Here is a 25,541-nt window from a genome sequence, read left to right as displayed (position 1 = left end):
TGTAACTAAACAATCCACTTATCGAAAAATCTATTTGCGTTCTTTTTGATTTAACAACAGCATTAGTGCTATTAGCCCTCTGCAACGTTAGGAGCTGTTAATCAATGGTTAGCCAACGAATTAATTTGCACTGCGTCTAGATGCGTAGGATAGTAACCAAATAATCGCTGTAACTGTATAGGACTACCATGCTTAAACTACTATTTGCTTCAAGTTTAATTTTTTCTTCTTGCTCGGTTTTGAGTAAAAATTTAACAACCGAAGAGCAACGAATTGAAGCCGCTACCCACGCCATGCCTCAGGTGCTAATGGCCTTTGCTGATGAGGTGAATCAATTTGAACAGCAATGGAAAAGCCTTAACAACTTTCGGCATGCAACTGACTTAATCGCTGATTATTCAAGTCAATTATGGTTAAACGCCAAACAACGCATTGTTACAACTAAAAACTACGATGATCGCGAGCTTTACTGGGCACGATTACTTTCAAGTAAAATAATTCGCTCTGTTAAGCCAAAATTTACCCTCTCAGTCGCTGAGCAAAATAACCTTTTAACTCAGTTAGAAAAAGGCAGTCGCGGTCATAACGACCTCAGCTTTACTAAAGGCAGCACTAAAAAAATTATCCTTACCGGCTTTGACCCCTTTTTATTAGATAAAAACATAAATCAAAGTAATCCATCTGGAGTTGCAGCCCTCTTACTAGATGGTCAAGTAATTAACTACCAAGGCATTAGCGCTGAAATTAACACCGTTATGGTGCCCGTTCGTTATGCCGACTTTGATCAAGGTATAATCGAAGCACTCCTCGCGCCCTATTACGCCCTGAATAATGTCGATATGATTGTTACTGTAAGCATGGGTCGCAAAGATTTTGATTTAGAAAGATTTCCCGGTAAGCGCCGCAGCGTAACTGCCCCAGACAATGCCAATATTATATTTGGTGGGACACAAACAGCTCCCTTGCTCCCAAGTTTAAATAACCAGCCACTGCCAGGTAACGAATTTGTACAATTTAGCCTTCCCGTGGCAAATATGCAGCAAGCACAAGGGCCGTATAAGGTTATTGATAATCATAAAATCACTACCTTAGAAAAAACTTACGAGCCTGCAACACTTGCCGAGCTGCAAAATAGCATTGCCGTAAATGGCTCTGGCGGTGGATACCTGTCTAACGAAATTTCGTATCGCAGTATACGCCTTCGTAATCAACTTAATTCAACCATTCCAACAGGCCATATTCACACACCCAGAATTCAACAGTTTGAGCCGAAAACGGAAGCAAAAATAGTAAAGCAAATTACCGCAATGCTAGAGCACAGCTTAAATGCGTTGTAAGTAGCTGACTTGTCGGATGGCGCGGCTGCGCCGCTTATCCGACCTACGTATAAACAAAAAGCCTGCAAATTTGCAGGCTTTTTGTCATTCAAAATGAGTAATCATAAACGCGCTTATAAAACAATTATGCTCGTTACTAAGTAGGCTATAAGTGTCAGGCCACCAGCGAACAAGGCATAGGGTAGCTGGGTTTTAACGTGAGTGAGTAAGTCACAGCCTGAGGCGATAGCCGATACTGCGCTGGTGTCGGATATGGGCGAGCAGTGATCGCCAAATATACCGCCACCTAAAATAGCGCCTAATACCAACGACGGCGGCAAACCCAATGCTTGAATAAGCGGCACGCCAATAGGGATTAAAATTGCAAAGGTGCCCCACGATGTACCCGTAGTAAACGACATAACCGCACCGGTTAAAAACAGTGCCGGTACCACCAAGTAAATAGGGAGGTAATCGCCCACTAAAGATGCCACAAACACACCAGTGCCCAACTCTTTTAAGCTTGCTCCTAAAGTTAACGATAACAATACAATGCCTACTAGTGGCAGTAATTCGCCCATGCCTTTAAAGCCTGTTTCAACTAACTTATGGTGGCTAAATTGGCGTGATGCTAGCATTAAAAAGTAAGCTACAACTATGGCTAAAACGGTTGCATACAATACCGACTTTGAGCCACTACCTTCTGCCAATACACCGTTACCTGTGTAAAACATAAAGCCCACCATGCTAACAATCAGCGTAATAAGGGGCACTAACATAAAGCGTGCTTTAGAGCCTTTTACTTCTTCTTTTAAGTCAGTTGTTTGTAGCTCTAGTTTTTGCTCAGCTTGTTTCATTGGGCCATGTACTTTATCAAACGCAATGGTGTAAAAAACAATAACAAGCGTAATTATGGCGTAAAAGTTATAGCCTACGCTGCCCCAAAGTACCGATACAGCTGATTCACCTAACTCGTAGTTACTTAATAACCCCAGTACAAATGCGCCCCAGCCATTTAGTAATATTAAAATACATACCGGCGCACTGGTGCTATCGATAATATAAGCTAAGCGGGCGCGGCTCATTTTAAATTTATCGAATAATCCGCGCGATAAAATACCCGCAGTAAGTACACTCAGGTTTGACTCTATAAACACCGCAATGCCAGTAAACATAGTTAAAAAGCCAACTTGACGCTTACTTTTCGCTATACCTTTGTTCATTAACATATTAACGGTAGCGGCTACTCCACCCGACTCGCGAATGTAGGCAAGCAAAGCACCAATCAAAATACTAAAAATTAAAATACGGGTATTGCCGGGCGAGCTTGCTACGCTAACAATACGTTCAATAGTGTTTAAAAAGGTATTAAATACACTACTGCCCTCCCCCTGTAATGCGAGTAAAAGCTCTGACGAAGCCACTGCAAGCAACAGCGCCATAATAACCTCTTTGCGCCAAAATACGACAGCAATGGCGATTAACGGCGGTAAAATAGAATACCAAGACATAAATTAACCTTTATTTTAGTGTGCTTATTTACGGGGTAAATATTTTACACTTTGTTATCTAGCTTAAGTTTTACAGTCAAAACCCATTTAAGTAAACCACTAAGCACATTGATATATGCTATTTATACTGTCAGTTTATTGATTTAATAACGCTTCGTATATTAATGAAACAACCGAGCCATATTGTGCAGTTTCATAATTTTTACCACTAAATTGATAACTTTTTTGCGAGCCTGTAATTGGCGTATGCCGCGCATTAGTTAATAAAATAATCGCTAAGTCGTAAACGGGATCAATTACCGTTACTGTGCCTGTCCAACCTGTATGCCCATAAGCCTGTGCGCTTGCGTAAGGGCCAAAGTGCCAACGCCTTGCTTGGTTATTACCAGCAAGCCTAAAGCCCAGCCCGTAGGTTTCATCGCTACTTTGTGGGGTTAAAAACTGCGCTAAAGCACTTGCACTAAAAAGCTGCTTATCGCCGTAACCACCATTATTTAATAGTAGCTGACAAAGTATGGCTAAATCTGGCGCATTACTAAATAACCCCGCGTGCCCTGCTACGCCACCTAGAGAATAGTACGCACGCTCGTCATGTACTTGGCCTTGTAAAACATGGGTGCGAATATTATCAAATTTGATTCGTCCGTCTCGCGTGTTACCACCCAGCTCTGTGGCGGCAAATTGCTGAGCATTAAAGCCTTTTTTAAGGGGGTTAAACACAGTGTTATGCAATTTTAATGGCGCATATACTTGTTGCTCTAGGTAATCGTCAAGTGAAAGACCGGTTATACGCTCAACCAATACTCCTAAAATCATGTAATCAATGTCTGAATAAACATGCTGCCCGAGCGATTTTTCGCTAAGTGGCACACTGGTAAGTAAGAGCTTTTTTGTAGTATGGCTATTTTGTGAGTAAAACACATCGCCATTGCTACTGTCTTTACGATGAAAATCAAACACCGGCGGATAGCCTGCGCTATGCGTGAGTAAATCTTTTACGCGTCGCTGCTCTCGACCATCGCCTTGATACTCTGGTAAATATAATTGCACTGGCTTATTAATATTTAATAGACCTTCGCTTACTAACTTCATTAATGCAAAGTTGGTAGCAAATATTTTAGTATTAGAGGCTAAGTCAAATAAGGTATCGGTTTGCATTGGCTCTGGGCGTAATAGCATTAAATCATTTTGTTGATACTGTTTTGCATCGCCATAAGCAGTTAATTTAATTAACTCACCATTTTTTACTACCGCTAAAACAGCACCAGGAAAACCCGCTTTAATATCTCGCTCTATTAATGCATCTACCTCACTAAAATTAGCCTGCTGATGCGACGCTTTATTTAAAGTAGGAAACGCAAAGCGCAGCGTTAAACTTGCTCCCGCTGGTTGAATGTTTGCAACTTTAAAGGTGTTAACCCCGTTATGCGTTAGCTTAGCTAAACTATATTGGTACACAGTATTAGCGCCGAGCAATTGCTTAATATTAAGCAGTTGATTATTTATATAAATGTCGGCACTTTTAGCACTATGATTTTGAATTAACAGCTGCCCATGGCCTTTATAGGCTTTAAACGTGCCGCGATTATTTACATACTCACGGCTACTAGGGTTTGGCTCAGGAAAGGTAACAATTACTTGCGCATTAGGCAGCTCAACAAGTTTACTTTGCGTTAATAGCGCCTTGGGCTCGAGCGGCTCTACAGAGGAGCTACATGCCCCCAGCATAAAACTTAAAGCCACTATTAATAACTTTTTTATACTGTAATAATTTTTATTTTTTAAATATAAGTACATAAGCTGCCTTTTACTCATATAACAAATAAGGTGCTCTTTGCTGTTTAAATTGCATCAGGGCCGCCTGCCAAGTTTGCTTTATTTGTTGTGCCGATTGCCCCGCCTCAATAGCTAAGCGCAGCTTATCGGTACCTGCTAACTTATCCATAAAATCAGCGCGCTCAAAAAACGTAATATCATTATTATTAAGCTGCTTATAAGCACTTATTAAGTAGCTTAAATCTAACCCTTTAGTGGTGGCTTGGCGTAAGTCGAGCCCCTGCACAGCTTGGTTTTTAAATTTAGGGTTTAGGGCCGCGCCTTTAATAGCGCGCGGGGTAAAACTAAACTCTCCTAAAGCAATCGGTGAATACCCTATAACCTGAAACGCAAAATCGGTGCCTCTGCCAATACTAATTGGCGTGGCTTCAAAAAAGCACAAGGACGGATAAAGCGAAATAGCAGTATCATTTGGTAAATTAGGGCTTGGCTTTATCGGTAAACTATAGCTAGTTGCGCGTGTATAACCACTAACTGGGATCACATTAAGCTCTAAAACAGCTGCTTGATTTATCCAGCCTTCACCTTTGATCATGTTTGCAAGCTCGCCCACAGTCATACCATGAACTATAGGAATGGGGTGCATACCTACAAATGACTTAAATTGTGGCTCTAATATGGGCCCATCAACATAAGCAATATTTGGGTTTGGTCTGTCAAGTACAATAAACTCCACACCTTGTTCGGCAGCTGCTTCCATCATGTAATGCATAGAGCTTATATAAGTATAAAAGCGCACACCCACATCTTGAATATCAAAAATTATTATATCAACATCAGCTAAAACTTCAGCGCTCGGTTTTTTATTGTTGCCGTAAATGGAAATAAGTGGAATACCGGTTTTACTATCAACGGCATTTTTTACGTGCGCCCCCGCATCGTGATCGCCACGAAAGCCATGCTCAGGTGCAAATATTTTAGTTATGTTTACGTTTTTTTCCCGCAGGCTATCTACTAAATGGATTTGTTCTACTGTTGATGTTTGATTAACCACCAGCCCTACGCGCTTATTTTTTAACTGCGGTAAATACTTTGTGTATTGCTGCGCCCCCACAACAATTGAACCTTTAGCTTCATCAGCTTGTACGCTGAGTATTAAAGTAGCGCTAAAAATAAAAAACAACGTAATAAATAGGGTTTTAAACATACTGCAATATCCTTTTAAACAAGGCGTTTAAAGTAACATAGGTAATAAAAAAGAGCAGCTTTAGAAAGGTGTTAAGTAATTAGAACCTGCCGTTTCTCTCGCGAACAAATTCTCCGTTAACAGGGGTGGCAATCTACAATTTTCACTTTATTTTAGGCATAAAAAACCGACTCAAATGTCGGTTAATTATGAAAGTGGTGGGCACAGGACGTATCTTGTAAGAGTGAACCTGTGACCGCACGGTTCTCGGCCACACAATAATTTCACTTTATTTCAGGCATAAAAAAACCGACTCAAGTGTCGGTTAATGTATGAAAATGGTGGGCACAGGACGTATCTTGTAAGAGTGAACCTGAGAGTGCTCGGTTCTCGGCCACACAATAATTTCACTTTATTTCAGGCATAAAAAAACCGACTCAAATGTCGGTTAATGTATGAAAGTGGTGGGCGCAGGAGGATTCGAACCTCCGACCGCTCGGTTCGTAGCCGAGTACTCTATCCAGCTGAGCTATGCACCCACTTTCATTGTTTGCTTATTTAAACTCTAAGCGGAGTGTATAACTTTAAAATAAAAAAACCGATTTTCATCGGCTTATTTTTCTTACACTTAAAAGTGTATGAAAATATGAAAGTGGTGGGCGCAGGAGGATTCGAACCTCCGACCGCTCGGTTCGTAGCCGAGTACTCTATCCAGCTGAGCTATGCACCCACTTTCATTTTTACTTTACTTTACTTGTTTTTACTCTAAGTAGGAGTCTATAAAGTGGTGGGCGCAGGAGGATTCGAACCTCCGACCGCTCGGTTCGTAGCCGAGTACTCTATCCAGCTGAGCTATGCACCCACTTTATAGTTTACTTATTTTAACTCTAAGCAGAGTTTTTGCTTATTTAAACTCTAAGCAGAGTTATTAAAGTATGGTGGGCGCAGGAGGATTCGAACCTCCGACCGCTCGGTTCGTAGCCGAGTACTCTATCCAGCTGAGCTATGCACCCATACTTTAAAACTTACAAAACACGCCATTTAAAAATGGTGGAGAGGGAGGGATTCGAACCCTCGATAGAGCTACAAACTCTATACTCCCTTAGCAGGGGAGCTCCTTCGGCCACTCGGACACCTCTCCGTCTTGTGGGGCGTATAATAAAGAGTTCAGAAAATATGTCAAACACTTTTCTACCAAATGTGCCTATATGGTTATAGATTGTGCATCTAGTTAGTTTTAATGTGTAATTAGTTTGAAATTCAAACAACTTTTAACTTTTTTCTGGTGGGTTAACGCCTAACACAGGCACTAAATCATCATTTAACTCTGCAAGATACTGCTCTTGATAACCTAACTTTTGAAATTCTGCAATACAGGCTCGGTAAAAGGCTTGTCTTGCATCTTCTGTTTCGCAGTTATTGATTGGGTTTTCAATACGTTTATTTTTCATATTATTATTTATAAATCCATTTAATCTTTTTATTTAGAGCCTTAAATCAATCCTCTAAATTTCCATCGTAGTGTAGCGAACAACTTTACATAAATGCAACAGTGCGTTTAAAAAACACTCAGATTAAAAAGTTATAGCCCAGACACAAAAACGCCGCATTTAAGCGGCGCTTTATTACTTTACATTATTAAGCTTAGTCGGCTTGCGGGCGCATATGCGGGAACAAGATAACGTCTTTAATGGTTGGAGAGTCAGTAAACAGCATTACTAAACGGTCAATACCAATACCTTCACCTGCAGTTGGTGGTAAGCCATACTCTAGTGCGCGTATGTAGTCTTCGTCGTAATGCATTGCTTCATCATCGCCTGCGTCTTTCTCTTCAACTTGACGAGTAAAGCGCTCTGCTTGGTCTTGTGCATCGTTAAGCTCAGAGAAACCATTAGCTAGCTCACGCCCACCCACAAAAAACTCAAAGCGGTCTGTAACAAATGAATTTTCATCGTTACGACGTGCCAATGGTGATACTTCCCATGGGTAGCCGGTAATAAACGTAGGTTGAATAAGCATGTGCTCTGCTGTTTCTTCAAATATTTCACACAAAAATTTACCTGGGCCCCAAACACAGTTTTCAGGAATTTTAACGTGTACTTGCTTAGCGTACGCTTTTAATTGTTCAAAATGGTTTTCTGGGTCGTTAAACACTGCCGCATCAAACTCAGGGTTATATTTTAAAATTGCGTCGCTCATGCTTAAGCGCGTAAACGGTTGACCAAAATCGTATTCAACTGAGTCAATTACTTCGCCGTTTTCGTCTTTAGTTGTGTTAACTACCACAGCACTACCAAGTACGTTTTCTGCAACTGTACGTAGCATGTCTTCGGTAATGTTCATCAGATCGATGTAATCAGCGTATGCTTGGTAAAATTCAATCATTGTGAATTCTGGATTGTGACGCGTAGATAACCCTTCGTTACGGAAGTTACGGTTAATTTCGAATACGCGATCAAAACCACCTACCACTAAACGCTTTAAGTACAGCTCAGGCGCTATACGTAGGTACATGTCAATATCAAGCGCGTTATGGTGTGTTACAAACGGGCGTGCCGATGCACCGCCAGGAATAACCTGTAGCATGGGTGTTTCTACTTCCATAAAGTCACGGTCTGCTAAAAAGCGACGAATGCCTTCAACTACTTGTGAGCGAATGCGGAATGTTTCACGCGTTGCTTCGTTAGTAATTAAATCAACGTAACGTTGACGGTACTTAGTTTCTTGATCTGATAAGCCATGGAATTTTTCAGGCAACGGGCGAAGTGACTTAGTTAATAGTTGGTACTCTGTCATTTCTACGTATAAATCGCCTTTACCCGATTTATTAAGCGCGCCTTTAACACCAATAATATCGCCAGTATCTAGTTGGCCATATTTTTCTTTTAAATCTTTTTGCACATCTTTAGACGCATATGATTGTACGCGGCCTTTCATGTCTTGAATTACAAAAAATGGTCCGCGCTTTGCTAAAATACGTCCAGCAATAGACACTACTTGTTGTAACTCTACTAATTCTTCTTTGCTCTTATCACCAAACTGGGCTTGCAAATCTGCCGTGTAATGCTCACGACGGAATTGGTTTGGATGACCGTTGGCTGGGCAATTTTGGCGTATAGCATCTAATTTGCCACGACGCTCAGCGATTAACTTGTTTTCGTCTTGGATTTGATCAGTCATTTTTTTAGCTCTTTATTAGCTTGGTGGTTATAAACCAGATTTTAAGCTGGCTTCTATAAATTTGTCTAAGTTGCCGTCAAGTACCGATTGGGTATTACGGCTTTCAACGCCTGTACGTAAATCTTTAATGCGAGCGTCATCGAGTACGTATGAACGAATTTGACTGCCCCAACCAATGTCCGACTTTGAGTCTTCTTGGGTTTGTTTTTCAGCATTTTGCTGTTGTAACTCTAGCTCAAACAATTTTGCTTTTAACTGTTTCATTGCTTGGGCTTTATTTTTATGTTGTGAGCGCTCATTTTGGCACTGCACTACGGTATTTGTTGGTACGTGCGTAATACGAACCGCTGATTCAGTGGTGTTAACGTGCTGACCACCTGCGCCCGAGGCACGGTAAACGTCAATACGTAAGTCAGACGGGTTCATATCAATTTCAATATTGTCGTCAACTTCTGGGTAAACAAATGCAGAGGCAAACGAAGTATGACGACGACCACTTGAGTCAAACGGGCTTTTTCGCACTAAACGATGCACGCCAGTTTCGGTACGTAACCAACCATACGCGTATTCGCCAACAAAGCGAACTGTTGCGCCTTTAATTCCTGCAACATCGCCGCCAGTAGCTTCCACTAATTCAACTTTAAAGCCTTTAGCCTCGCCCCAGCGTAAATACATACGCAGCAAAATATTACACCAGTCTTGTGCTTCAGTACCGCCAGAACCAGATTGTAAATCAAGGTAAGCGTCGTTTGAGTCATGAGGACCGCTAAACATACGACGAAACTCTAACGCTTCTAGTTGCTCGTTCAAGTCTGTTAGTTCGCTTTGTGCTTCATCAAAGGTTTCTTGATCTTCGGCTTCTACAGCAAGCTCAAGTAAGCCTTCAACGTCGTCAGTACCCGTCACTAAAGTATCGATAGTTTCAACAACAGCTTCTAATGCCGACTTTTCACGGCCGAGAGCTTGTGCGCGTTCAGGTTCATTCCATACGGCTGAGTCTTCAAGTTCGGCGTTAACTTCTTCTAAGCGTTCTTGTTTAAGAGCATAGTCAAAGGTACCCCCGAAGCAACTCAGTACGTTCGCGAATTTCCTTGATTTGGTTAATCACAGGATTCACTTCAAACATGGTCATTACTCCAAAATGGCTAGGTTATTACGCTCCTTAAAAAGGAATTAACGCAATATATTATCGTCAAATGATAAAAACGCCCGATTTTAACAAAAAACCGTGCGCTTTATTAGCACTTTATGCGATCTATTCTAGATATTTTTTAGCTGGCTTTTTCTAGCTCTCGGATAATTAATTGCAGGGTGAACTTGCCTCTAAACTCATTTATATCGAGCTGATACGCTGCTTTAACAAATTGTGCGTTGTTATCTGGCCATTCTTTTACATCAATGCCAAAAGCTATGGCATCAACTAAGCGGCCTGATTGATGTTTTAATACCAGTTTTAAATGCTTTTCGCCCACTATACGCTGCTGAATTAACTCAAATGTGTGCTCAAATACCGGTTCAGGAAATTGCTGCCCCCAAGGGCCCGCTTGTTTTAATTGCTGGGCAAAATCCATGGTAAAACACTCATTTGGCAACTCGCCATCGGTAAATACAATGCAGCGTTTACTTTCTTCACTAAGCTGGGCGCTAACGGCAGTATCAAAGGCGTGTTTAAATTCGCTAAATTGCTGCTCATTAATACTTAAACCGGCCGCCATGGCATGGCCACCAAACTTACTAATTAAGTGCGGATCGGCCGTACTTAGCCCTTCGAGTAAATCGCGTATGTGCAGCCCTTCAATTGAGCGACATGACCCTTTTATCTCACCGTTTTCGCCACCCGCAAATATAACTGTTGGGCGGTGGTATTTTTCTTTTAAACGCCCGGCTAAAATACCAATAACACCTTGGTGCCAATCCTCTTGGTATAAACAAATAGCGTCGGGAATATTGTCATCATTAAACGCTAACTTATCAAGCACAGCTTGCGCTTCATGCTGCATGCCTTGCTCTATTTCGCGGCGTGCAAAGTTTAAGCTATCTAGCTCACTGGCAATGCGCCTAGCTTGGTTTATATCGGTACTGAGTAAGCAGGCTATGCCTAAACTCATGTCATCTAAGCGTCCTGCGGCATTTAGGCGCGGAGCAAGCGAAAAACCAAAGTCGCTGGCACTCAATCTTGAGGCATTACGATTAGCAACCTCAATGAGGGCAGTAATGCCTGGGCGAGTTTTACCACTGCGAATACGCGCTAGTCCTTGGTGCACCAATGTCCGGTTATTGGCATCAAGCGCCACTACATCGGCTACAGTACCAAGCGCAACTATGTCGAGCAGGTCGGCTAAGTTAGGCATAGGCTGCTGCGCAAAATGATTTTGCTCACGCAGTGTGCTTCTAAGGGCAATAAGTAAGTAAAAAGCCACACCAACACCTGCAATCGATTTAGACGGAAAGCTGCAGTCGTGCCTGTTCGGGTTTACTATGGCATCGGCATTAGGGAGTGTTTCGCCCTGTAGGTGATGGTCGGTAACCAGCACTTTAATATTGGCGGCTTTTACAATATCAATACCCGCAATACAGGAAATACCGTTATCGACTGTAATTACTAAATCGGGTTTAAGCTGAACTATTTGCGCAGCTAACGCCGGGCTTAAACCATAACCTAAGCTAAACCGATCAGGTACTAAGTAATCTAAATGAGCAAAGCCAAACATGGCCAAGCCTTGCATTAATGTAGCGGTACTGGTTGCACCATCAGCATCAAAATCGCCAACAATTAAAATATGGCTTTGGGCATGTAGCGCCTCAATTAACAAGTCGCAGGCTTTGTCCATATCTTTAAATAACTTAAAGTCGTGTAATGTGGCGGCGCTGTTATTTAGCTCATCGGCATGGGAAACATTTCGCGTGGCATAAATTTGCTTAATTACAGGGTGTAAATGACTCGGTAAATGTGAATCATCGACGTTTTCGCGCGTTTGGATCGTTTTTTTCATGCAGATTTTTAACTTATTTGGTTCATCATAAATATACAAAAAAAGGCCTTTCGGCCTTTTTTTATGCGCACCGTAAATTTAATTACTATGGGGCTTTACTAGCGTTAAGCGCAGCGCTTAATGCGGCAGCTGGCTGATAACCTGGGATCATGGTGCCATCTTCTAAAATAATAGCAGGTGTACCGGTAACACCAAAGCTTTGACCTAGCTGATAATGCTCAGCAACTGGCGCACTACAACCTTTAACTGCTGTAGTATTTGAGCCACTTTTAGCTTCGGTTAGTGCTTCTTGTTGATCTTTAGCACACCATACGTTCATTAAGTCATTATAACCTGAACCTTGTAGGCCACCGCGCGGAAACGCTAAATACTTAACGGTAATACCCGCTTCAAGTAAATCATCTAGCTCACGGTGTAATTTACGACAATAACCACAGCTAATGTCGGTAAATACGGTAATGCTATGTTTTTCGTTAGGTGCTTTGTACACTATCATCGAATCTTCGTATTCTTTTAACCCAGCTTGGCGTACGCCGTTTAGTGCTTTTTCGGTTAAATTACTACGATTATTTAAGTCTATAAGTGTCCCTTGCATTAAAAACTGTCCGTCTGGGCTTGCATAAAGCACACCTTGATTAGTGATCAGTTCTTTTAAACCCGCTACTGGGCTTGGGTTTATTTGCTTAACGGTAACACCAAGCGCGGCAAATTTAATAACAATAGGATCATTAGCGTTAGGGGCTACAGCCACATCATTCGCTACGGCACTTAAACTAGTGCATAACATGGCACCTGCTAACATTAATTTTTTCATAATTCTTCTCTATTTTTATAAATACATATCAATTGACCGGCTTAGTGATAATAAATTTCATATTAAGCACGTGGATGATGCTGCGCATGTACCGATTTTAATCGCTCATTTGCAACATGCGTATATATTTGGGTGGTTGATAAATCACTGTGTCCTAACATCATTTGAACCACACGTAAGTCTGCCCCATGATTTAATAAGTGGGTTGCAAATGCATGGCGCAATGTATGCGGTGACAATGACGACTCAATTGATGCCAAAATAGCATAGTGCTTCACTCTATGCCAAAAAGTTTGTCGGGTCATGCCAACCCCTCGCTTTGAGGGAAACACAAAGTCGGTGGCGTGTTTAATCATTTGCGCCCGTCCCACCTTTAAAAACTGCTCAAGCCAATACATGGCCTCTTCGCCCAGTGGTACTAAACGCTCTTTATTCCCCTTACCTTTTACAAACACTACAGCTTGGCGCAAATTAATTTGTTCAATCCGCAGCCCTACAAGCTCACTAACCCGCAAACCTGTTGCATATAGTAACTCAAGCATGGCTTTATCGCGCAGCCCCATTGGCTCATCGGTATTGGGAGCGCTCAGTAGCGCCTCTACTTCAGCCTCCGAAAGCGTTTTAGGCAAAGACTGTCCTGCTTTAGGTTGCGCAATATTGAGCATTGGCGAGTCGCTAATTAACTTTTCGCGCACAAAGTACTGATAAAAACGCTTAAGCGCACTAATACTACGCGCAGTACTACGCGGCTTTAAGCCTAGATCAACTCTATGGGCTAAATAGCTTTCAACGTCTAGGCCGGTTACAGTCATTAAATTTTTGCCTTTTAAAAACTGGCAAAACTTATCTAAATCGCTGCGATACGCCGATAGTGTATTTTCACTCACCCCTTGCTCTAAATACAAACAATCTAAAAAGGTTTCTAGGTAATCGTTATTGCTTTTTGGTGCCGTGCTTGGTTCTGAAAAGTCGTCAGCTAGCGTTGTCACTTTTGTGCTCTCATTTTTGTTATAGCCATTGCCTAAGGTATCAATTAAAAACACCTTACGGTAAACTTGAGCTTATCATATCAGGCAATTACACAGTGATAAATACGATGCAAATTGGTTTATTTTTTGGCTCTACTACCTGCTACACCGAAATGGCAGCAGAAAAAATTCGCGACATTATTGGTGCCGATATCGTTACCTTGCATAATATTAAAGACGAACCACTAAAAAATGCAGAGCAATACGATTTCATTATTTTTGGTATTTCAACCTGGGATTTTGGTGAAATACAAGAAGACTGGGAGTCAAAGTGGGACGACATAGCAGACGTAAACTTAAATGGTAAAACCATCGCGTTATTTGGCATGGGTGATCAACAAGGTTACGGCCAGTGGTTTCAAGATGCGCTTGGCATGCTACACGACGAAATAAGTCCGCAAACATTTACCCAGTTAGGTTTTTGGCCAAACGACAATAGTTACGAGTTTGAAGCATCTAAAGCACTCACCGAAGACGGTACACACTTTGTTGGTTTAGCCCTTGATGAAGACAGCCAGTACGAGCTAAGCGACGAGCGTATTGCCACTTGGGTTGAACAGGTAATGACCGAGTACAGCGAAACCCTGTAATACTGTTTATTATTGTTGTACTTGTAAAGCGCAGCCACACTGCGCTTTAATTTTATTGGCTAACTACTCTACTCTTAGCCAATATTGGTTACGATAAAAAAAGCCAATATAACCACGCACTTCTAATTTTTCACCAGCATCTTGAGTCGTTAAGCGCACTGTATAGCTTTTACCGTTATTTGGGTCGAGTATTTGACCGTCTTCCCAACTACCATCACCGCTATCAATCACATTATCAATAATGGTCATGCCTAATATGGGCTGATCTTTTTTATCGCCCGAGCACTGCGAGCACACTGCATTTTGCTTATCTTTATTTAATAATGTTTCAATGGTGCCGCTTAAAACCCCGTTATTTTCAACTATACGGACATACGACTTAGCTTCATTAGTGTCTTCATCAATGGTTTTCCAAAGCCCAACAGGCGTCATACTGGCAAGTACGCTCTGCGTTGTAAAAAATGTAGCGGCTAAGGCGCTTAATAATACTGATTTAGTTCGTTTTTTCATTATAAGTTTCCTGTATACATATAAACTCATCATACCAGCACTGTTTACCACATTACATCTTCAAATAAAATGCTTTGCATAGCGTAATATAATCTTCGCTATAGTTGTTTTCATTATCTTTTATACACAAAGCTGATTCCACAATGCTCTGGTTTATATAGCTAAAGGTCATTAGGTTTCGGCTAATCGCTTTATTTGGCGTCGCCTTTACTTGGCAATGAGTATTTAAAAAAAGCCCGTTTTGAGTAGCAAGTTCAATAAACACCGCAGCCTCTGTAGTGGGTAAAATTAAGCTAAAGGTTGAGCCTGCATGACTGAGCTTTTTAAAAGCACTAATTAGCTCAGCAAAACTTAAACCATCTGTATGGCGCGCAATATTACGCGCCTCATTATTACCTTTTAAACTGTGATTAAAATACGGCGGATTGGCTATCACTACATCAAACGGCTGCGCGCTGTTAAAAGTTTGAATGCTTTGCTGGTGCACCTCTATATTTGGCCACGGGCTAGCGGCAATATTTTGCAACGCTTGTTGGTAAGCATTTTTATCAACTTCTACCGCCGTTATAGTTAACTGGGGGCTGCGCTGTTTGCACATAAGCGCCAGCAATCCCGTGCCTGTACCTATATCGAGCAAGCTGTTGACATTACTTAAATTAGCCCATGCTCCAAGCAAAATACCATCGGTTGATACCTTCATTGCACACTGTTCGTGCGCAACTTTAAATTGTTTAAATGCAAAACCAGACATTTTTTCACCTTTTCATTCACCAAGCAGGCGTAACCGAGTATAATTAGTGCCATTGTCCTTTATTTTTGACACTCTATGCAATTTTCTGAATTTGATCTTGATAACAAGCTACTCGACGCCATTAATAAAATGGGTTACGAAACGCCAACCAGCATTCAACAACAAGCTATTCCTGAAGCACTTCAGGGGCGTGACATTTTAGCATCTGCGCCTACAGGTACAGGTAAAACAGCCGCCTTTTTAATTCCGGCTATTCAATATTTATTGGATTTTCCGCGTCGTGATCCTGGTTTTGCGCGCGTATTAGTAATGACGCCAACTCGTGAGCTAGCTTATCAAATTCATGAACAATGCGAACTACTTGCTAAACGTACTAACCTTAAAATTGGGGTAGTAACAGGCGGTATTAACTATGGTACGCATAAAGAGATTTTTGAAAAAAATAATGACATTTTAATCGCCACCCCAGGGCGTTTAATGGAATATTTAGAAACCGAAAACTTTCATGCTGAACACGTAGAAATGCTTATTATTGATGAAGCCGACCGCATGCTAGACATGGGCTTTAAAAAAGAAATGAGCCGTATTTGTGACGAAGCTAAAAATCGTCGTCAGTGCTTTTTATTCTCAGCAACCCTTGAAGGCGACAGTGTTGAAAGGTTTGCTGAAACAACGCTAAACGATCCAGCATTGCTTGAAGCCGAATCGTCACGCAAAGAAAAGGCTAAAATTCACCAGTGGGTACATTTAGCCGACGACTATCATCATAAACTTGAGCTGTTAGTTAATACCCTTAATGGCCCAGACGTAACTAAAGCCATAGTGTTTGTTAAAACCCGTGAGCGTCTTGAAACGCTAATTGGTGAACTAACAACTAACGACGTTAAAGCAGCCTGGTTACGCGGCGAAATGCCGCAAGACAAACGCATGAAAGCGATGGAAAACTTCCATAGCGGCAAAACCCGTATATTAGTTGCTACCGATGTAGCGGCGCGCGGTATCGACGTGGCTGATATTAGCCATGTAATAAACTTTGACCTACCACGCACAGCCGATATATACGTACACCGTATTGGCCGTACGGGCCGCGCTGGTAAAAAAGGCATCGCTATTTCACTGGTTGAAGCGCACGATATTGGCATTCTTTATAAAATAGAGCGCTATATTGAGCAAAAACTTAAACGCCGTGTTATTAAAGGATTAGAGCCAAAGCATAAAGAAGCTAAGCCGCCGGCTAAAAAGCGTAAAGATCCGGTTAAAATGAAAGCGAAGAAAAAAGCTAAGGTAAAAAAGAAAAAGTAACTTAAGCGCATACTGTAAGTAGTATTATGTTAGCCGACAAAAATGTCGGCTTTTTAATGCCTGCTCCCCCCATAACTGCATGGTTTAGGGCTATGTAATCTCTACTTAGTTTTATGTAACTATTGCCCACCTGAATTCCCACTTAATAAAATAGCCTTTATTTTCAGTACATTAAATATGGAACGATAATTGTAACTACCATGGTAACTCCGCCTAATTTGGCTACCCGATTAATTGCAATGTAAGGATATGATTATGAGCCGTTTAAAATTAACTATCGCTTTAGTATCATTTTGTTGTTTGTTTTTATTAGCATGCGCTACAAAAGTGAGTGCTACAACAAATATGGTTGTCGTTAGCAGCCTGGCAACCCAACCTAACTTACAGCAATCGATTACCCACACTTTGCGTACCAACCCCAATTTAGCGCTAAGCGATATTCGCGTACAAGTTAAAAATGGCGAAGTAGATTTATACGGTAAAGCGCAAACAGGTTTTGAGCGTGCGTTGGCACAAAAGTTTTTAGAAAATATGGATGGCGTAAAAATCATTCGTAACAAAATTGATATTATTTAAGTTTTACTTAAATAACTTACATAAAAAATGCCGCTTATTGCAAAATAAGCGGCATTTTTTTCAGTGCTCATATATTCAGTAATCAAGCCCAAGCTTAGTAATAAGCCAAACAGGCTAACTACTTTTTAAGCTATGAGCTCTATTTAGCTCTTTGGCGATTACTCGCTACCTTTGGTTTTGTATTGGCCTTATGAAATTGGCTAAAACCAGTATGGCGCGTTAATGCTGGGCGCCCACCTCGACTACTTCCTTTTGCAGCTCTTTCGTCGCGCCCTTCTTCTGGCACTAAGCAATTTGGCGCTTTACCTATTAGGTTAGCTTTACCCATTTTGCGCAGTGCTTCGCGGATCATTGGCCAGCCCGCAGGATCGTGATAGCGTAAAATTGCTTTATGTAAACGACGCTGGCGCGCACCTTTCGGCACAGGTACTACTTCGGTATTATTTTTAATATTACGCAGTGAGTTCATCTCGGTATGATAAATAGTGGTCGCATTTGCCATTGGAGATGGGTAAAAATTTTGTACCTGATCAAGCTTAAAGTCGTTCGACTTAAGCCACAAAGCCATGTTTACCATGTCTTCGTCTTTAGTACCCGGGTGCGCCGAAATAAAATATGGAATTAAATACTGTTTTTTACCCGCTTCTTTTGAGTACTTATCAAATAACGCTTTAAACTGATCGTATGCTCCCATACCTGGTTTCATCATTTTTGATAATGGTCCATCTTCGGTATGCTCTGGCGCTATTTTTAAATATCCACCTACATGGTGAGTAACTAATTCTTTAACGTAACGTGGATCTTGCACGGCTAAATCGTAGCGTACACCCGAGGCGATTAATATTTTTTTAATGCCTTTAACTTCACGGGCTTTTTTATACAGCTCAATTGTTGGCGTATGATCGGTATCCATATGCTTACATATTTCAGGGTATACACACGATAAACGTCGACAGGTACTTTCTGCTTTTTTGCTGGTACAACCCAATTTATACATGTTGGCTGTTGGGCCACCTAAGTCAGAAATAACCCCGGTAAACCCGGGTACTTTATCTCTAATTTGCTCAATTTCTTCAATTATTGATTCTTGCGAACGGCTTTGAATAATCCGCCCTTCATGTTCGGTAATCGAACAGAAACTGCAACCACCAAAACAGCCTCGCATAATATTAACTGACGTTTTAATCATGTCGTAGGCAGGTATTTTTGCATCCCCGTAGCTAGGATGAGGAATACGTTGATACGGCAAACCAAATACAGCGTCCATTTCATGTGTTTCTAGTGGATATGCTGGGGGATTAACCCAAATAGAACGATCGCCGTGGCGCTGAAAAATAGCACGAGCACAACCTGGGTTAGTTTCTTGGTGCACAATACGAGAAGCATGTGCATACAATGGCTTATTCACACTTACTTGCTCAAACGCAGGTAATTTAACGTAGGTTTTTTCCCATGGCTTAGGGCGCGCTGGCTGAATAGTAATAACCTTGGCGGCTTCGGCTTTTAAGTCTATACCTGCTTGTTTAAATTCTGATTTGCTACAGCCAACATCATCTGCGCCATACGGGTTTGGAATTGGATCAATTTTACCTATTTTATCAATAGCGGTAGAGTCACTGCCACGCCAGCCTGGTAACGGCTCTTTACGAATAACCGCAGTCCCTCGTACATCTTGAATGGTATCGGTACTTTCGCCCGCTGCAATACGATGAGCAACCTCAACCAGTGGGCGCTCCGCATTACCATATATTAAAATATCGGCTTTAGCGTCAAACAAAACACTACGACGCACTTTTTCTTGCCAATAATCGTAATGAGCAACACGGCGTAAACTTGCTTCAATGCCACCTAAAATAAGTGGTACATCTTTATACGCTTCGCGGCAACGTTGTGAGTAAATGATTACCGCACGATCAGGGCGTTTACCACCAATATTGTCTGGCGTGTAGGCATCATCATGGCGCATGCGTTTTTCAGCTGTATAACGGTTAATCATCGAGTCCATGTTGCCAGCGGTTACACCAAAAAATAAATTGGGTTTACCCAGCGCCATAAACGCTTCTTTAGAGTCCCATTCTGGCTGGGCAATAATACCCACTCTAAAACCTTGCGCCTCAAGTACTCGGCCAATTACTGCCATCCCAAAACTAGGATGATCTACATAAGCATCGCCACTAATAATAATTATATCGCAGCTATCCCAGCCAAGTGCATCCATTTCTTCGCGTGTAGTAGGTAAAAATGGTGCTGTGCCATAACACTCTGCCCAATACTTTGGGTATGAGAATAAGGCGCGCTTAGCTTTAAGTGTGCTCATAAAGTTGACCGTTTAATAACAAAAGGCGCAAATTATACCCTATACCAACCTACCTTGATAGAGCACTACTTTGCTGTGCCGCGCGGTTTTAAAGTGAAGTTTCGTTATTTTTTAATACTTATACACCTAAATTAACTATTACTTTTTATAGGTTGTGGCTAAATATCTAGCTCAATTAAAAAATAGTTGCTATAAAATTAACCTCGAAAGTTAAGCACACCCGAGTTAATATGCTAAATTAATAATAAGTTATGAGTTTGTAACCTAATTTATCTGAGGTTTTTTTATTAAAATATTAAAAATGTTAGTGCAGCTTTTATTAGTTTTACTCTTACTTTTTATCGTTATTGGCCTATTACTACCACAGAGCTATAACGTAACAAAGAGTATTAACATTAATGCTAATACGCACATAGTAAAACCCTTAATCACTGATTTTTCGCAGTGGCATAAATGGTCGCCTTGGAAGAAGCTGGATCCCTCTGTAGAATTTTCCTTAGGTGAGCCAAGCACAGGGGTTGGTGCTCATCAATCATGGCAAAGTAAATGGGGCGCAGGTGAAATGACCACCACAGCGTTAAGTGCAAACAAAATGGTGTTGAATATTTTATTTGCTCAAGAACACATTATTGCCGCTAATGTAATATTTACGCAAAATGCAAAAACGGTCACGGTTACTTTTCAAATTACGGGGCAAGCCACGCTACCTTTAGTTTCTGGGTATGTGGCTGTGCTTAGTGAGCACATTTTAAGTAACGCAGTATCACTGGGGCTCAATAATTTAAAAACAGTAGCGCAGCTAAGTGATGCACAAACAATAATGGAAAGTCATGGCAGTCAAAACCGCACAAGCAAGAATTAATCTCGCTAATACCATAGAGTCGTTACTGGGTTATCCTATTATTAAAGTAGGCAATAATGAGGCATCCCATAATAATGAGCAAAGTTATGGCCCCCAAGGCAAGGTTAAACCGCTATATCGCATTAATAGCGACAATACCGTTTTAGCTAGAGCACAAAAAAGACAAGACTTACTGCTCATTAAACAACAGCAAAATATAGAAACAATTTTAGCTATGGCAATGGATTTTTGTCCTGACGTAGCCAGTAGTAAACAACCCGATGCCGATTGGGTAGAACACTTTGTAGCACTATGTGGTGATACCTCAAATCAATCTATGCAGTCACTTTGGGCAAAAATACTCACCGGTGAAACGCTTAACCCGGGGACTTTCTCAATAAAAAGTTTGCAAACACTTAAGCATATGACCCAGCGCGAAGCTGACTCTCTACAAAAGTGTGTATCCCTCTCTGGTTATAATGAAAAAGACGATAGCCACTTTATTTTACTAGGGTTTTATAAAAAACCATCACTATTTGATTTGTTACGTAAGGGCAATAAAGTATCTTTAAATCTAGGAAAAACAGGGATTAGCTTTCCTGATATATTAACTTTAATGGATTTAAATTTACTATATCGAAAAGAGATTGAGTCTGCGGTACTAAAAACTGGGCAAGAACTTACGTTATCGTTTTTATCACAAAAAGTAACGTTAAAAGCAAAAAATAGCGATTTAGTATTGAGTTATTATAAGTTTACGCAAACAGGTGATGAGCTATCTAAACTCATTAACTACCCGGTAAATAAAGTGTATAAGCAGTTACTTAATAGTGCACTTGAGAGTGAATTTGAACTAGCGTGGCATACTACTAAGTAGCAAAACCACGCTATATACTATTAATTAGCAGTGTAATTAAAAGTGTACTTGAATGCCCGCAAATGGACCCGATGCATCAATATTAGTGTTAATATCATCAACATCGTCTAGCTCTAATGTCATTGAGCGGTAACCTGCTTTAACAGCAACATCTATTGCTAGGTTATCAATAAATTCCCATGCAATACCCATTTGGTAATCTTGAACTTTGCTATCGTCAATTGCTACAAAGCTGCCCTCAAAAAACACGCTTAAACCGGTAAAAGGTAAGCCTGCTTCAGCGCGGCCGTAAACCAATGGTACAAAGCCTGAAAACTCAACAGTTTCAGTATAATCAGCGCCACCTTGTTGCGTAGTACCTTTAACTAAAATCTCACCATCAAACTGCTTAGCGTTAACACCCAAATCGATAGAGATTAAATCGTTATCAAAGATTTCGTAATAAAATGTGTAATCAATGTGAGTTAAGTCACTTACTGAATTAACCGTAGTACCTACAACGTAATCTGAACCATTAAAAGAAAATGTTTTATCCAGACGTGTAGAGCCGGTAAGCTCAAGCTCTGTGTATCTTAATTTAATATTAGGTACTAATGGCACTGGATGCTCAAGTGCAGCGTAGTAGCTTACGAAGGTTTCATCGTCAAAATTAAAATCTTGTGGTGCATTTCCTTTATAAGAAAAGCTTCCTTCGTTATCCGCTTTCCAGCCATCAACACCTACATACAAGCCTAATAAGGTATCAGCTTGCGCTGCAGGCGCTAAACATGCCATTGAAAGGGCTGCTGCTAAACAATACTTTTTCATTTTCTATCCTTGGGTCAATAATTCGCTAAGTTCAATAAGAGCCGCATTGGCTCTAGAAATATAATTTGCCATAACCAGTGAATGGTTTGCTACATAACCAAAACCATTCCCATTTAATATCATTGGGCTCCATACTGTTTCTTGAGTTGCCTCAAGCTCTCGTATAATTTGCTGCACACTTACGCGTGCATTCTTTTTCTCAAGTACATCGGCAAAGTCATATTCTACCGCTTGTAAGAAATGCAATAAAGCCCAAGTAGCACCGCGCGACTCATAAAATACATCATCAATGTCTAACCATGGCGTTTTTGCTTGCTGTTGTAATGGAGAAAAAGTGGCTTGTGTATTTGATGTATTACCCGCTAAATCAGTGTTTACTTTATCTTGGCCTACACTAGCGCTTAAACGCTGACTCAAGCTACCTAAACGCTTTTCAGCTTCTTTTAGCCAACTGCGCAAGTTATCGGCGCGAGCATAGAATTGACTGTCACGCTCATGGTCATTCGCTATTTGAGTACGATATACCAATAAGTAATCAATGCCTTTTTGGTACTCACCTTCAGCGCTTGGCCACGCCCACGCTTCAGAGCTAATATTAAACTGCGGCTGTGCTTTTTTTAGAGCTTCGTGTTCAGTTGATTGCGATTGCGAACGGCTAAAATCTTTACGCATAGAAAGGGCTAAATCACGCACCATTTCGAGTGCGCCATATTCCCACGCAGGCATATCGTCCATTATTATACTTGGCGGCAAAACATCATTTGATAAATAACCGCCTGGCTTTTCGAGTAACGTACTTGCTACCGTTATTAATGTTGATGTTGTTGTATAACCAATAACAAATTGCTCATTACGTTGCTGGGCTTGCTGCTTTGCTTTTTCTACCACATTAAAACGAGCAGGCTCCGTACTCCAATAAACAGCTATTGCGTAAAAAATAATTAGTAATATAGCTAATGCTGCAACTATTTTCCCTTTATGTTGTGACATTGATCCTCCTAATGATGAGTATGTTGTTTTGATGCTTGTGATTGTTCTGCTTGTGATGCAAGCGATACCACCTGAGCATTGGTAAATACACGGTTGCCATCACTAAAATATAGTGTGAGTTTACGTTGTTGGCCTACTTTTAACGGTTCTTGTGGTTCAAAAATCATTAAATGATAGCCACCAGGCTTAAAATCGATTTGTTGATGGGCGTTAATTGTTAACGATTCAACTTTTTGCATTTTCATCATGCCATCTACGTGCAAGTGCTCATGAATTTCAACGCGACCTAAGCCATCAATAGTTGCTTTAGTCAACGTAGCCACAGTATCACTATGATTTATAATACTTAAATAACCTACACTTGAAGTTGTGGCAGGTAAAAACTCCCTTACTTGTGCATTACTAACCTTAATAATAGCAACATCCGCATCGTGATTATGCCCTGAATGTGCCATCGATGATGATGAAAAAAGACTTAAAACCGACACCAAAACAATTGAAATACACTGTTTAATCACCACTCTAATCCTTGTTAAAACATAATGCTAAGTATCAAATTTAACATAGTTCAGTTGCAATAGTCAGTTAATTTGGAGTTAAGATGCTACTTTTTTGTTATCAGCTACTAACCAGCAAAGTACCGCAATAAATAGTAACGGCCAAGCAATCATCAGCGATCCAAATAAAAATGCCAATACAGTTCCGACTAATGCAACTGCTGCTGCGCCAACTAATCCTATCGTTATTAGTACTGTAACAGCTACAAAAATAATAATAGCCGCTAAAGCTCCTATTAGCTCAAGCCCAGTCCAACTTGTATCTGCAATCCAAAGCGGTAATTGCCAAGTATCAAAGTGCACCGCAGAGACAACATCAGTAAAAAATAGTAAATAAACAATTATACATACGGCTAACGCTTTCATTTAGCTCTCCTTAATTCAATCTAAATGTAAATTAGCTTAAATTGCTTTTTCTTCTAGGCAGCAATGCGCAATAAAATAACCTAGTGCAATTGCAAACGGAAAACTCAAAAATAATAAAATAGTGACAAGTCGTGTTGACCACACAGGTAAATCTAATCGCTGCGCTAAACCACTGCACACACCAGATATTTTTTTATCAAGTGGATCTTTGTACCAACCACGTTTGCTGTTAAAACTATTCATAATTATCTCCTTAAGCACTCTGTTTTAAGTTAGTTTTTAAATCAGCTTTTAAGCGAGCTAATTCTGCATCTACTTGTTCGTTTTTCACCAAAGCGTCTATTTGTGCAGCTATAGTATTTTCTGAATCAGTAAGCTCGTACGCTTCTACCTGTGCTTCAATACCTTCTACGCGCTGCTCTACTTTCTCAAATCGAGAGAGTGCATGTGCAACTTTTTCACTTTGTAATTGGCTATTTATTTGCCCCCTTGCAGCCACTATATTGTGCCGCTGTACTAACTGTGTTTGCTTGGCTTTAGCCTCGGCTATTCTTTGTTGCAAACGCTGACAATCCGCTGTCATTTTAGTTATTGATTGCTGCAGCGTTTCTAGTTGCAGCTGCTTTGCTACAACTGTGTTACTAATGGTTTGTTTTTCAAGCAAAGCTGATTTTGCTAAATCATCTCGACCTCTCTCTATTGCTAGCTCAGCTTTATCCTGCCAATATACTAAATTGTTATTTTTATTTTCAATTTGACGTTTAAGTGTTTTTTCTTCGCACAACAAAGCCGCTGTCGTAATACGACACTCAGTAAGTGCATCTTGCATCTCGCTGAGCATTAAATTAAGTAATTTTTCTGGATCTTCTGCCTTGTCTAATATCGACACTATATTTGCTTGAACAATATCGGTTACGCGATTAAATATTCCCATCAGATTCTCCTGTTAACTTTTTAAGTGATTACACAAATTAGATTCCAAGAGTTATGCCAAGTAATAATATAAACAGTAAAACACATTAAATTCAGCAACTTAAACTTATAATTTATAAATTAAAGTTACTTTTAACTGAATATGATTAAGTGTAATTAGCCAATAAACTAAACTTTTGACTATTTTTTAGGATCATCGAGTAGGGTGAGGCTTATGCCTCATCCCTCTCACAGAACCGTACGTACGGACCTCGTATACGGCTCCTGTACCCTTCACATTTTATCAACTTATTTCCTAAACGCTGATAAAGCAAGCCATC

Annotated in this window: 24 protein-coding genes and 5 tRNA genes; 6 read left to right on the top strand and 23 right to left on the bottom strand. The window is 40.7% G+C overall.

Going from position 1 to position 25,541, the window contains the following annotated elements; genetic code table 11:
* The first annotated feature begins 188 nt into the window (after positions 1-188).
* Positions 189-1,337 (top strand): hypothetical protein, encoded by a 1,149-nt coding sequence (locus tag H5058_RS04960; protein WP_182677147.1) that lies wholly within the window; start codon positions 189-191, stop codon positions 1,335-1,337.
* Positions 1,338-1,450: 113 nt separating this feature from the next.
* On the opposite strand, the gene H5058_RS04955 is transcribed toward H5058_RS04960, so the two are convergent.
* From H5058_RS04955 to xerD, 14 genes are all read right to left on the bottom strand, one after another.
* Complete coding sequence (locus tag H5058_RS04955) at positions 1,451-2,827, bottom strand: Na+/H+ antiporter NhaC family protein (RefSeq protein ID WP_182677145.1); 1,377 nt, start codon at positions 2,825-2,827, stop codon at positions 1,451-1,453.
* 135 nt (positions 2,828-2,962) lie between these two features.
* Positions 2,963-4,624, bottom strand: a complete 1,662-nt coding sequence (gene pbp4b, locus H5058_RS04950) for a penicillin binding protein PBP4B (protein ID WP_011327224.1) — start codon at positions 4,622-4,624, stop codon at positions 2,963-2,965.
* Between the two features lie 10 nt (positions 4,625-4,634).
* Positions 4,635-5,810, bottom strand: coding sequence for an exo-beta-N-acetylmuramidase NamZ domain-containing protein (locus H5058_RS04945; RefSeq protein WP_182677143.1), 1,176 nt, complete (start codon positions 5,808-5,810; stop codon positions 4,635-4,637).
* Positions 5,811-6,251: 441 nt separating this feature from the next.
* Positions 6,252-6,328 (bottom strand) — tRNA-Arg (locus H5058_RS04940).
* Positions 6,329-6,442: 114 nt separating this feature from the next.
* Positions 6,443-6,519: transfer RNA gene (locus H5058_RS04935), tRNA-Arg, on the bottom strand.
* 55 nt (positions 6,520-6,574) lie between these two features.
* Positions 6,575-6,651, bottom strand: a tRNA-Arg gene (locus H5058_RS04930).
* Positions 6,652-6,725: 74 nt separating this feature from the next.
* A tRNA-Arg gene (locus tag H5058_RS04925) sits at positions 6,726-6,802 on the bottom strand.
* Positions 6,803-6,837: 35 nt separating this feature from the next.
* A tRNA-Ser gene (locus H5058_RS04920) sits at positions 6,838-6,930 on the bottom strand.
* A 130-nt stretch (positions 6,931-7,060) separates the two neighbouring features.
* Positions 7,061-7,240, bottom strand: coding sequence for a hypothetical protein (locus H5058_RS04915; RefSeq protein ID WP_182677141.1), 180 nt, complete (start codon positions 7,238-7,240; stop codon positions 7,061-7,063).
* Between the two features lie 193 nt (positions 7,241-7,433).
* Positions 7,434-8,969 (bottom strand): lysine--tRNA ligase, encoded by a 1,536-nt coding sequence (gene lysS / locus H5058_RS04910; RefSeq protein WP_011327221.1) that lies wholly within the window; start codon positions 8,967-8,969, stop codon positions 7,434-7,436.
* Positions 8,970-8,996: 27 nt separating this feature from the next.
* A protein-coding gene (gene prfB, locus H5058_RS04905; RefSeq protein ID WP_182677139.1) for a peptide chain release factor 2 occupies positions 8,997-10,095 on the bottom strand; the annotation gives its coding sequence in 2 pieces (ribosomal slippage) (positions 8,997-10,019 and positions 10,021-10,095; 1,098 coding nt in all).
* 145 nt (positions 10,096-10,240) lie between these two features.
* Positions 10,241-11,962: a single-stranded-DNA-specific exonuclease RecJ gene (gene recJ / locus H5058_RS04900; RefSeq protein WP_011327219.1), complete on the bottom strand. Its 1,722-nt coding sequence runs from the start codon at positions 11,960-11,962 to the stop codon at positions 10,241-10,243.
* An 85-nt stretch (positions 11,963-12,047) separates the two neighbouring features.
* The gene (gene dsbC / locus H5058_RS04895) at positions 12,048-12,776 is read right to left on the bottom strand and encodes a bifunctional protein-disulfide isomerase/oxidoreductase DsbC (RefSeq protein WP_041454340.1); all 729 of its coding nucleotides are present in this window, start codon (positions 12,774-12,776) and stop codon (positions 12,048-12,050) included.
* 62 nt (positions 12,777-12,838) lie between these two features.
* The gene (xerD, locus tag H5058_RS04890) at positions 12,839-13,765 is read right to left on the bottom strand and encodes a site-specific tyrosine recombinase XerD (protein WP_011327217.1); all 927 of its coding nucleotides are present in this window, start codon (positions 13,763-13,765) and stop codon (positions 12,839-12,841) included.
* A 107-nt stretch (positions 13,766-13,872) separates the two neighbouring features.
* Between xerD and fldB the strand changes: the two genes are divergently transcribed.
* Entirely contained in the window at positions 13,873-14,394 is a 522-nt protein-coding gene (fldB, locus tag H5058_RS04885) for a flavodoxin FldB (protein WP_011327216.1), read from the top strand.
* A 63-nt stretch (positions 14,395-14,457) separates the two neighbouring features.
* On the opposite strand, the gene H5058_RS04880 is transcribed toward fldB, so the two are convergent.
* Complete coding sequence (locus H5058_RS04880) at positions 14,458-14,904, bottom strand: DUF2147 domain-containing protein (RefSeq protein WP_011327215.1); 447 nt, start codon at positions 14,902-14,904, stop codon at positions 14,458-14,460.
* A 52-nt stretch (positions 14,905-14,956) separates the two neighbouring features.
* The gene (locus H5058_RS04875; protein WP_182677137.1) at positions 14,957-15,655 is read right to left on the bottom strand and encodes a tRNA1(Val) (adenine(37)-N6)-methyltransferase; all 699 of its coding nucleotides are present in this window, start codon (positions 15,653-15,655) and stop codon (positions 14,957-14,959) included.
* Between the two features lie 75 nt (positions 15,656-15,730).
* Here H5058_RS04875 and srmB point away from each other — a divergent pair, with 75 nt between their 5' ends.
* The gene (gene srmB, locus H5058_RS04870; protein ID WP_011327213.1) at positions 15,731-16,957 is read left to right on the top strand and encodes an ATP-dependent RNA helicase SrmB; all 1,227 of its coding nucleotides are present in this window, start codon (positions 15,731-15,733) and stop codon (positions 16,955-16,957) included.
* Positions 16,958-17,212: 255 nt separating this feature from the next.
* Entirely contained in the window at positions 17,213-17,533 is a 321-nt protein-coding gene (locus H5058_RS04865; protein ID WP_011327212.1) for a BON domain-containing protein, read from the top strand.
* Positions 17,534-17,672: 139 nt separating this feature from the next.
* Here the strand turns inward: H5058_RS04865 and H5058_RS04860 are convergent, their stop codons facing one another.
* Positions 17,673-19,850, bottom strand: coding sequence for a YgiQ family radical SAM protein (locus tag H5058_RS04860; protein ID WP_011327211.1), 2,178 nt, complete (start codon positions 19,848-19,850; stop codon positions 17,673-17,675).
* 301 nt (positions 19,851-20,151) lie between these two features.
* Between H5058_RS04860 and H5058_RS04855 the strand changes: the two genes are divergently transcribed.
* Positions 20,152-20,712, top strand: coding sequence for an SRPBCC family protein (locus H5058_RS04855; RefSeq protein WP_011327210.1), 561 nt, complete (start codon positions 20,152-20,154; stop codon positions 20,710-20,712).
* The gene (locus tag H5058_RS04850) at positions 20,681-21,568 is read left to right on the top strand and encodes a TIGR03899 family protein (RefSeq protein WP_011327209.1); all 888 of its coding nucleotides are present in this window, start codon (positions 20,681-20,683) and stop codon (positions 21,566-21,568) included. Before H5058_RS04855 ends, H5058_RS04850 begins: the two co-directional genes overlap by 32 nt.
* A 36-nt stretch (positions 21,569-21,604) precedes the next feature.
* Here H5058_RS04850 and H5058_RS04845 read toward each other — a convergent pair whose 3' ends face one another.
* From H5058_RS04845 to H5058_RS04820, 6 genes are all read right to left on the bottom strand, one after another.
* The gene (locus H5058_RS04845; protein ID WP_086996921.1) at positions 21,605-22,375 is read right to left on the bottom strand and encodes a TIGR04219 family outer membrane beta-barrel protein; all 771 of its coding nucleotides are present in this window, start codon (positions 22,373-22,375) and stop codon (positions 21,605-21,607) included.
* Positions 22,376-22,378: 3 nt separating this feature from the next.
* Positions 22,379-23,365 carry a DUF2333 family protein gene (locus tag H5058_RS04840; protein WP_011327207.1) on the bottom strand — a complete coding sequence of 329 codons (987 nt, stop codon included), beginning with the start codon at positions 23,363-23,365 and terminating at the stop codon, positions 22,379-22,381.
* Between the two features lie 8 nt (positions 23,366-23,373).
* The gene (locus tag H5058_RS04835; RefSeq protein WP_182677135.1) at positions 23,374-23,883 is read right to left on the bottom strand and encodes a copper chaperone PCu(A)C; all 510 of its coding nucleotides are present in this window, start codon (positions 23,881-23,883) and stop codon (positions 23,374-23,376) included.
* Between the two features lie 78 nt (positions 23,884-23,961).
* The gene (locus H5058_RS04830) at positions 23,962-24,288 is read right to left on the bottom strand and encodes a hypothetical protein (protein ID WP_182677133.1); all 327 of its coding nucleotides are present in this window, start codon (positions 24,286-24,288) and stop codon (positions 23,962-23,964) included.
* 36 nt (positions 24,289-24,324) lie between these two features.
* Entirely contained in the window at positions 24,325-24,531 is a 207-nt protein-coding gene (locus H5058_RS04825; RefSeq protein WP_086996915.1) for a PspC domain-containing protein, read from the bottom strand.
* Positions 24,532-24,541: 10 nt separating this feature from the next.
* On the bottom strand, positions 24,542-25,222 hold the full coding sequence (locus H5058_RS04820) for a PspA/IM30 family protein (protein WP_179808192.1): 681 nt from the start codon (positions 25,220-25,222) through the stop codon (positions 24,542-24,544).
* Positions 25,223-25,541 lie beyond the last annotated feature (319 nt).

It is taken from the genome of Pseudoalteromonas sp. SR45-4 (genome assembly GCF_014163535.1).
In the GTDB taxonomy this organism is placed as follows: Bacteria; Pseudomonadota; Gammaproteobacteria; order Enterobacterales; family Alteromonadaceae; genus Pseudoalteromonas; species Pseudoalteromonas nigrifaciens.
The sequence above is the reverse complement of the archived record's forward strand: the minus strand, read 5'-3'. Positions and strand labels throughout refer to the sequence as shown.

Bases quoted from the DNA above. Each gene is read 5' to 3' on its own strand.
- H5058_RS04960 (WP_182677147.1), top strand. From the start codon at position 189: ATGCTTAAACTACTATTTGCTTCAAGTTTAATTTTTTCTTCTTGCTCG.
- H5058_RS04955 (WP_182677145.1), bottom strand. From the start codon at position 2,827: ATGTCTTGGTATTCTATTTTACCGCCGTTAATCGCCATTGCTGTCGTA.
- pbp4b (WP_011327224.1), bottom strand. From the start codon at position 4,624: ATGTACTTATATTTAAAAAATAAAAATTATTACAGTATAAAAAAGTTA.
- H5058_RS04945 (WP_182677143.1), bottom strand. From the start codon at position 5,810: ATGTTTAAAACCCTATTTATTACGTTGTTTTTTATTTTTAGCGCTACT.
- H5058_RS04915 (WP_182677141.1), bottom strand. From the start codon at position 7,240: ATGAAAAATAAACGTATTGAAAACCCAATCAATAACTGCGAAACAGAA.
- lysS (WP_011327221.1), bottom strand. From the start codon at position 8,969: ATGACTGATCAAATCCAAGACGAAAACAAGTTAATCGCTGAGCGTCGT.
- recJ (WP_011327219.1), bottom strand. From the start codon at position 11,962: ATGAAAAAAACGATCCAAACGCGCGAAAACGTCGATGATTCACATTTA.
- dsbC (WP_041454340.1), bottom strand. From the start codon at position 12,776: ATGAAAAAATTAATGTTAGCAGGTGCCATGTTATGCACTAGTTTAAGT.
- fldB (WP_011327216.1), top strand. From the start codon at position 13,873: ATGCAAATTGGTTTATTTTTTGGCTCTACTACCTGCTACACCGAAATG.
- H5058_RS04880 (WP_011327215.1), bottom strand. From the start codon at position 14,904: ATGAAAAAACGAACTAAATCAGTATTATTAAGCGCCTTAGCCGCTACA.
- H5058_RS04875 (WP_182677137.1), bottom strand. From the start codon at position 15,655: ATGTCTGGTTTTGCATTTAAACAATTTAAAGTTGCGCACGAACAGTGT.
- srmB (WP_011327213.1), top strand. From the start codon at position 15,731: ATGCAATTTTCTGAATTTGATCTTGATAACAAGCTACTCGACGCCATT.
- H5058_RS04865 (WP_011327212.1), top strand. From the start codon at position 17,213: ATGAGCCGTTTAAAATTAACTATCGCTTTAGTATCATTTTGTTGTTTG.
- H5058_RS04860 (WP_011327211.1), bottom strand. From the start codon at position 19,850: ATGAGCACACTTAAAGCTAAGCGCGCCTTATTCTCATACCCAAAGTAT.
- H5058_RS04855 (WP_011327210.1), top strand. From the start codon at position 20,152: ATGTTAGTGCAGCTTTTATTAGTTTTACTCTTACTTTTTATCGTTATT.
- H5058_RS04850 (WP_011327209.1), top strand. From the start codon at position 20,681: ATGGCAGTCAAAACCGCACAAGCAAGAATTAATCTCGCTAATACCATA.
- H5058_RS04845 (WP_086996921.1), bottom strand. From the start codon at position 22,375: ATGAAAAAGTATTGTTTAGCAGCAGCCCTTTCAATGGCATGTTTAGCG.
- H5058_RS04840 (WP_011327207.1), bottom strand. From the start codon at position 23,365: ATGTCACAACATAAAGGGAAAATAGTTGCAGCATTAGCTATATTACTA.
- H5058_RS04830 (WP_182677133.1), bottom strand. From the start codon at position 24,288: ATGAAAGCGTTAGCCGTATGTATAATTGTTTATTTACTATTTTTTACT.
- H5058_RS04825 (WP_086996915.1), bottom strand. From the start codon at position 24,531: ATGAATAGTTTTAACAGCAAACGTGGTTGGTACAAAGATCCACTTGAT.
- H5058_RS04820 (WP_179808192.1), bottom strand. From the start codon at position 25,222: ATGGGAATATTTAATCGCGTAACCGATATTGTTCAAGCAAATATAGTG.